This is a genomic window from Porphyromonas sp. HMSC065F10 (genome assembly GCF_001808555.1).
Lineage (GTDB): Bacteria > Bacteroidota > Bacteroidia > Bacteroidales > Porphyromonadaceae > Porphyromonas_A.
Genome location: NZ_KV793800.1, coordinates 784 through 7,132, shown reverse-complemented (window position 1 = coordinate 7,132; position 6,349 = coordinate 784). Strand labels below are relative to the sequence as shown.

Annotated in this window: 6 protein-coding genes; all 6 read left to right on the top strand. The window is 58.8% G+C overall.

Annotated features, from left to right (window positions below; translation table 11 throughout):
• Nucleotides 1-247 precede the first annotated feature (247 nt).
• The 6 genes from HMPREF2890_RS06515 to nqrF are packed head-to-tail and all read left to right on the top strand — an operon-like array spanning nt 248 to nt 6,231.
• Complete coding sequence (locus HMPREF2890_RS06515; RefSeq protein ID WP_070466805.1) at nt 248-1,597, top strand: Na(+)-translocating NADH-quinone reductase subunit A; 1,350 nt, start codon at nt 248-250, stop codon at nt 1,595-1,597.
• A 53-nt stretch (nt 1,598-1,650) separates the two neighbouring features.
• A complete protein-coding gene (locus HMPREF2890_RS06510) occupies nt 1,651-2,886 on the top strand; it encodes an NADH:ubiquinone reductase (Na(+)-transporting) subunit B (RefSeq protein ID WP_070466803.1) in 1,236 nt (411 codons plus the stop codon).
• Between the two features lie 23 nt (nt 2,887-2,909).
• Nucleotides 2,910-3,638: an NADH:ubiquinone reductase (Na(+)-transporting) subunit C gene (gene nqrC, locus HMPREF2890_RS06505; RefSeq protein WP_070466800.1), complete on the top strand. Its 729-nt coding sequence runs from the start codon at nt 2,910-2,912 to the stop codon at nt 3,636-3,638.
• A 2-nt stretch (nt 3,639-3,640) separates the two neighbouring features.
• Nucleotides 3,641-4,267, top strand: coding sequence for an NADH:ubiquinone reductase (Na(+)-transporting) subunit D (locus tag HMPREF2890_RS06500; RefSeq protein WP_070466798.1), 627 nt, complete (start codon nt 3,641-3,643; stop codon nt 4,265-4,267).
• 46 nt (nt 4,268-4,313) lie between these two features.
• Nucleotides 4,314-4,931 carry an NADH:ubiquinone reductase (Na(+)-transporting) subunit E gene (nqrE, locus tag HMPREF2890_RS06495; RefSeq protein ID WP_070466795.1) on the top strand — a complete coding sequence of 206 codons (618 nt, stop codon included), beginning with the start codon at nt 4,314-4,316 and terminating at the stop codon, nt 4,929-4,931.
• 46 nt (nt 4,932-4,977) lie between these two features.
• Nucleotides 4,978-6,231 (top strand): NADH:ubiquinone reductase (Na(+)-transporting) subunit F, encoded by a 1,254-nt coding sequence (gene nqrF / locus HMPREF2890_RS06490; RefSeq protein WP_070466793.1) that lies wholly within the window; start codon nt 4,978-4,980, stop codon nt 6,229-6,231.
• Nucleotides 6,232-6,349: the final 118 nt, after the last annotated feature.

Here is a 6,349-nt window from a genome sequence, read left to right as displayed (position 1 = left end):
CCGCAGATGGGGTATTATGCAAAGGTCTCCACCGAACTATTGCCGGCACACCGCCATACCACCATCCGCAAACCCAATGGCGCAAAGCACCTCGGAGAGGTGCGTCTTTCATTGCTGTACAACTCAAATGCGTCACCGCTGACTGGTAGGACAATTGGATATTTTTTTCTAAAATAAATCGGTACCTTTGCGTGTCATTGGTACAATAAAGACAGAAATCCAAAAAAACATAGAGTAGCGATAGTATATGGCTCAAGAGATCAGTATCAAGAAGGGTCTCGACATACGACTGGCAGGCGACGCATCTGAGGAGGTGATCCCCTCCTCTGCCGGGTCGTCCTATGGCGTTAGTCCCACATCCTTCCCGGGGCTGCAGCCCCGCCTGTCTGTGCAGGTAGGCGATCGTGTAATGGCCGGCAGTCCTGTCCTCTACCACAAGTCCTGCCCGGAGATGGTCCTCGTCTCCCCCGTCAGCGGCGAGGTGGTGCAGGTGGTGCGCGGTGCGAAGCGCAAGATCCTCTACGTCGAGATCAAGGCAGACACCGACGTAACGTATAAGGACTTCGATGTGACGGACGTCACCTCGCGGAGCCGTGAGGAGATCCTCTCGCTCCTGATGCAGAGCGGTATGCTCGCTCTCCTCCGTAAGCGCCCCTACGATATGGTGCCGGACCCGACGGAGAGACCGCGGGACATCTATGTCACCGCCAACTTCACCGCCCCGCTCCTGCCCGATACGATGACGCTCCTCGGAGAGGATAAGAAGTATCTCCAGATCGCTGCCGATGTGCTGGGTAAGCTCACCGAGGGCGATGTCTATATGGGCTATGCGCCCGGCGAAGCTCTGGGGCTGACGGGCGTCCGCGAGTATGAGGTGAAGGGTCCCCACCCTGCCGGCAACGTGGGCGTGCTGATCAATCACACCCGCCCGATCAATCAGGGCGAGGTGGTCTGGACCCTCACCGTGACGGAGATGGCACTGCTGGGACGCTTCCTCACCACCGGTCACGTAGACCTGACGAAGCGTGTCGCCTGTGCCGGCACCGGTATGGAGAAGAGAGGGATCACCGTCGTCCGTGCCGGTGCTCGGATCGAGGAGATCGTCTCTGATAAGGTCGCCCACACGGCTGAGCACCTCCGTCTCATCGACGGGGATGTACTCACCGGACTGCAGGTGACCGAGAGCCACCCCTTCCTCTCCACTCAGACCAATATCATCACCGCTATTCCCGAGGGGGATGAGACGGTGGAGCTCTTCGGCTGGATGGCTCCGGGACTGGATAAGTACTCCGTCTCGCGGACCTTCCCCGCCTGGCTCACCGGGAAGCGAAAGTACGACATTGACGCCCGCCTCCACGGCTCGGAGCGCCCGCTGATGTTTAGCAACGAGTACGACAAGGTCTTCCCGATGGACATCTTCCCCGAGCAACTGATCCGCGCGATCATCACCTTTGACATCGAGCGGATGGAGCAGCTGGGTATCTACGAAGTGGTGCCGGAGGACTTCGCTCTGTGCGAATTTGTCGACACCTCCAAGCTGCCCCTGCAGGCTATCGTGCGCGATGGTCTGGACCAGCTCTATAAGGAGATGAATTGATCGATGGACCGGCGTGAGTGCTCACGCCACACAATCCCATAGTAGAGACATACATGAATTCTTTTAAGAAAAAGTTCGACAACTTAGCACCGAAGTTTGAGAAGGGTAAGCCGATGCACTGGGCGAAGTCGCTCTATGAGGGCTTTGGCACCTTCCTCTTCGTGCCCACGGAGACAAGTCGTCGAGGTGTCCACATCCACGACAGCATCGACATGAAGCGTGCGATGATCACCGTGGTACTGGCGCTGATCCCGTGCGCCCTCTTCGGCATGTACAACCTCGGCTACCAGCACTTCCTCGTGACAGGTCAGCTGGTGGAGTACGGCTTCTGGAGCCGTCTCTGGTACGGCTTCCTCGCCTTCCTGCCCCGCTTCCTCGTCTCCTACATCGTCGGTCTGGCGATCGAATTTGCCGATGCGCAGATCAAGGACGAGGAGATCTCCGAGGGATATCTCGTCACCGGATTTCTCATCCCGCTGATCGTGCCATGGAGTGTGCCCCTCTGGATGCTCGCTCTGGCGATCGTCTTCTCGGTCATCTTTGCTAAGGTGGTCTTCGGAGGCAGCGGATACAATATCTTCAACGTCGCCCTCGTCACCCGCGCCTTCCTCTTCTTCTCCTACCCGAGCAAGATGTCCGGAGACGTCTGGGTACCGACCGGTCGCGTGCTCGGCTTTGGTGGCAGCGACCAGGTGGTGGACGGCTTTACCGGTGCCACCCCGCTCGGCCAGGTAGCCACCTGGACGGAGGAGACCACCGGCACGCTCACGACAGCGCTCGGTCAGCCCCTCACCTCGTGGGACATGATCTCCGGACTGATGCCCGGATCGATCGGTGAGACCTCGATCATCGCCATCGCCATCGGTGCGCTGATCCTCCTCTGCACCGGCATCGCCAGCTGGAAGATCATGGTAGCCACCTTTGGTGGTGGCTTCCTGACGGCACTGATGTTCAATGCCATCGGCGCCACCCCCGCCATGACCCTGCCCGCCTGGAGTCACCTGATGCTGGGAGGCTTCGCCTTCGGTGCCGTCTTTATGGCGACCGACCCGGTCACCGCCAGCCGCACCGAGACAGGTAAGTGGATCTACGGCCTCCTGATCGGCTTCTTCGCCATCTGCGTCCGTGTGCTCAACCCCGGCTACCCCGAGGGTATGATGCTCTCGATCCTGCTGATGAATGCCCTCGCGCCGCTGATCGACTACTTCGTCGTGGAGGCAAACGTCAGCCGTCGCACGAAGCGCGCCAATAAGGCGGCCGCCGCACACGCTGAGGCGATCTCCAAGTAATCCCTGAAGGACGATAAAAGACTATGAATAAGGAAAACAACGGTTATGTGATCCTCTATGCGTCTGTGATGGTCATCCTGGTGGCCGTAGGGCTCGCCTTCACCTCACAGTCCCTCAAGGATCGACAGATCGACAATCAGAATATCGATAAGATGGAGCAGATCCTCCGCTCCCTCGGCATCTCCGGGGTGGCTAAGGATAAGGTGATCGACACCTACAATGCTACCATCACCGACGCCTACCTCATCGATCGCGAGGGCAACGTCATCGAGGAGACCCGCGGCACCGGCACGAACGATCCCGCATTCAGCTACGACATCGCCGAGCTCCGCACTCCTGCCGAGCAGGAGAGCTACCCGGTCTTTGAGGCCTCGCTCGACGGACAGAAGGCCTACGTCATGGCGCTCTACGGCGCCGGCCTCTGGGGTCCCATCTGGGGCTACATCTCCGTCGCAGGTGACGGGGACAGCGTCCTCGGGGCAGACTTCAGCCACGCCAGTGAGACCCCCGGTCTCGGTGCTGAGATCTCCCACGAGCCCTTCAGCGGGCAATTCCACGACAAGCACCTCTACCGAGATGGGAGCTTCACCTCCATCGCCGTCGTCAAGCACGGCAAGACGGATGAGAGTCGCGACTATGTCGACGGCATCTCCGGCGGCACGCTCACCTCTAAGGGAGTCAATAACATGCTCCTCGACGTGCTGACGCAGTATGAGCCCTTCCTCAATAACCTCAAGCAGCAGAATAACTGATTATGTCAAAGCTAAAGAATAAGGACATCCTCCTCGGACCGATCAGTGGCAACAACCCCGTGATCGTCCAGGTGCTCGGCATCTGCTCCGCCCTCGCGGTCACCTCGAAGCTTGAGCCCGCCATCGTGATGGCACTCTCCGTGACGATCGTCGTCGCCTTTGGCAACGTCATCATCTCCCTCCTCCGCAAGACGATCCCCAACTCCATCCGCATGATCGTGCAGCTGGTCGTCGTCGCTGCCCTCGTGACGGTGATCAGCGAGGTGCTCAAGGCCTACGCCTACGACCTCAATAAGCAGCTCTCCGTCTTTGTCGGACTGATCATCACCAACTGTATCCTCATGGGTCGGCTCGAGGCTTTTGCCCTCGCCCACGGTCCCTGGCAGTCATTCCTCGACGGTATCGGCAATGGTGTCGGCTACGGCATCATCCTCGTCATCATCGGCTTCTTCCGTGAGCTCTTCGGCTCCGGCACGCTCCTCGGCTATCAGGTGATCCCCGACAGCTTCTACGCCGCCGGCTATATGAATAACGGCCTTATGATCCTGCCGCCGATGGCGCTGATCCTGATCGCCTGCATCATCTGGGTTCACCGCAGCCGTCACCACGAGCTGTGGGAGGAGGAGTAAGCCCTAAGGCTCAAGTGTATCACATAGAGAACAATCGATTATCATTATGGGAGAATATCTAAGCCTTTTCGTCCGGTCGATCTTCGTGGATAACATGATCTTCGCCTACTTCCTCGGGATGTGCTCTTTCCTCGCCATCTCGAAGAGTGTGAAGACCTCCATCGGACTCGGTGCCGCCGTCATCTTTGTCATGACCCTCACCGTGCCGATCAACTGGCTGCTCGAGAATTATATCCTCAAGCCCGGAGCCCTCTCCTGGCTCGGCCCGCAATTTGCCTCCGTAGACCTGAGCTTCCTCAGCCTGCTGATCTTCATCGCCGTCATCGCCTCCTTCGTCCAGCTCGTGGAGATGGTGGTGGAGCGGTACAGCCCGGCGCTCTACAACTCTCTCGGCATCTTCCTGCCCCTGATTGCGGTCAATTGCGCCATCCTCGGCGGATCGCTCTTCATGCAGCAGCGTGCCTTCCCCACTGCGGGACACGCCCTCACCTACGGCTTCGGCTCCGGCATCGGCTGGGCCCTCGCCATCGCCTCCATGGCCGCCATCCGCGAGCGGATGAAGTACTCCCGCGTGCCTAAGGCGCTCAAGGGCCTCGGCATCGCCTTCATCATCACCGGTCTCATGGCCTTCGGCTTCATGAGCTTCTCCGGTCTCGCCCTCTAAGTCCTCGTCAGAGATCACCCTTTTTACCCAAGGAAAAAAGAAAGAAATGCTACTTGCAATATCTACTACAGCGATCCTGACGAGTGTGGTCGTCTTCCTCATCGTCATCCTGCTCCTCGTCGTCGTCCTCCTCTTAGCCAAGGCTAAGCTCGTGAAGGTCGGCAATGTCGAGGTGACGGTCAATGACGACAAGACCTACACCGTACCCATGGGCGGCACGCTCCTCAATACGCTACAGAATCAAGGCATCTTCCTCTCCTCCGCCTGCGGAGGTAAGGGCTCCTGCGGTCAGTGCCGCTGCCAGGTGATGGAGGGCGGAGGCGAGATCCTCGCCACCGAGGTGCCGCACTTCTCCCGCAAGGAGATCAAGAACGACTGGCGCCTCTCCTGCCAGGTCAAGGTGAAGGACGACATGAAGGTCCGCGTACCGGAGTCCGTCTTTGGCGTCAAGGAGTGGGACTGCACCGTCGTCTCCAATCACAACGTCGCCTCCTTCATCAAGGAATTTGTCGTTGCACTCCCGAAGGGCGAGCATATGGACTTCAAGCCCGGTAGCTATGCCCAGATCACCATCCCCGAGTATGACATCAGCTACTCCACGATGGAGGTGGATGAGAAGTTTAAGGGCGAGTGGGATAAGTTTAAGCTCTGGCCCCTCACCGCGAAGAACGAAGAGGAGACCACCCGCGCCTACTCCATGGCCAACTACCCCGAGGAGGGCGACATCATCATGCTCAATGTCCGCATCGCCACTCCGCCCTTTGACCGGAAGAATGGTGGCTGGATGAAGGTGCCTCCCGGCATCGCATCGTCCTACATCTTCAACCTCAAGCCGGGTGACAAGGTGCGCCTCAGCGGTCCCTACGGAGACTTCCATATCAATGAGAACTCTGACGCCGAGATGATCTACATCGGTGGTGGTGCCGGTATGGCGCCGCTCCGCGCCCAGATCCTTTGGCTCTTCAAGACCGCCCACACCACCCGCAAGGTCTCCTACTACTACGGAGCCCGCTCCCGGATGGAAATCTTCTACGAGGAGGACTTCCGCGAGATCGAGCGGGAGAATGAGAACTTCAAGTTCATCATCGCCCTCTCCGCAGCCCCCGAGTCAGACCACTGGACCGGCTACACCGGCTTCATCCACCAGTGCCTCTACGACACCTACCTCAAGGATCACCCCGCTCCTGAGGACTGCGAGTACTACATGTGCGGCCCCGGTCCGATGACCGCCTCCGCGCTCAAGATGCTCGATGACCTCGGCGTACCGGACGAGCAGATCTACTTCGACAACTTCGGCTAATCCACAACGCCGACATCTGATACCCAACGAAAAGGGGGGCTGCGTCTCATACCGAGACACAGCCCCCCTTTTGATTTATCTTCTGTAAGACCTTTGCAAAATGGTCTTTCGTCGAAAA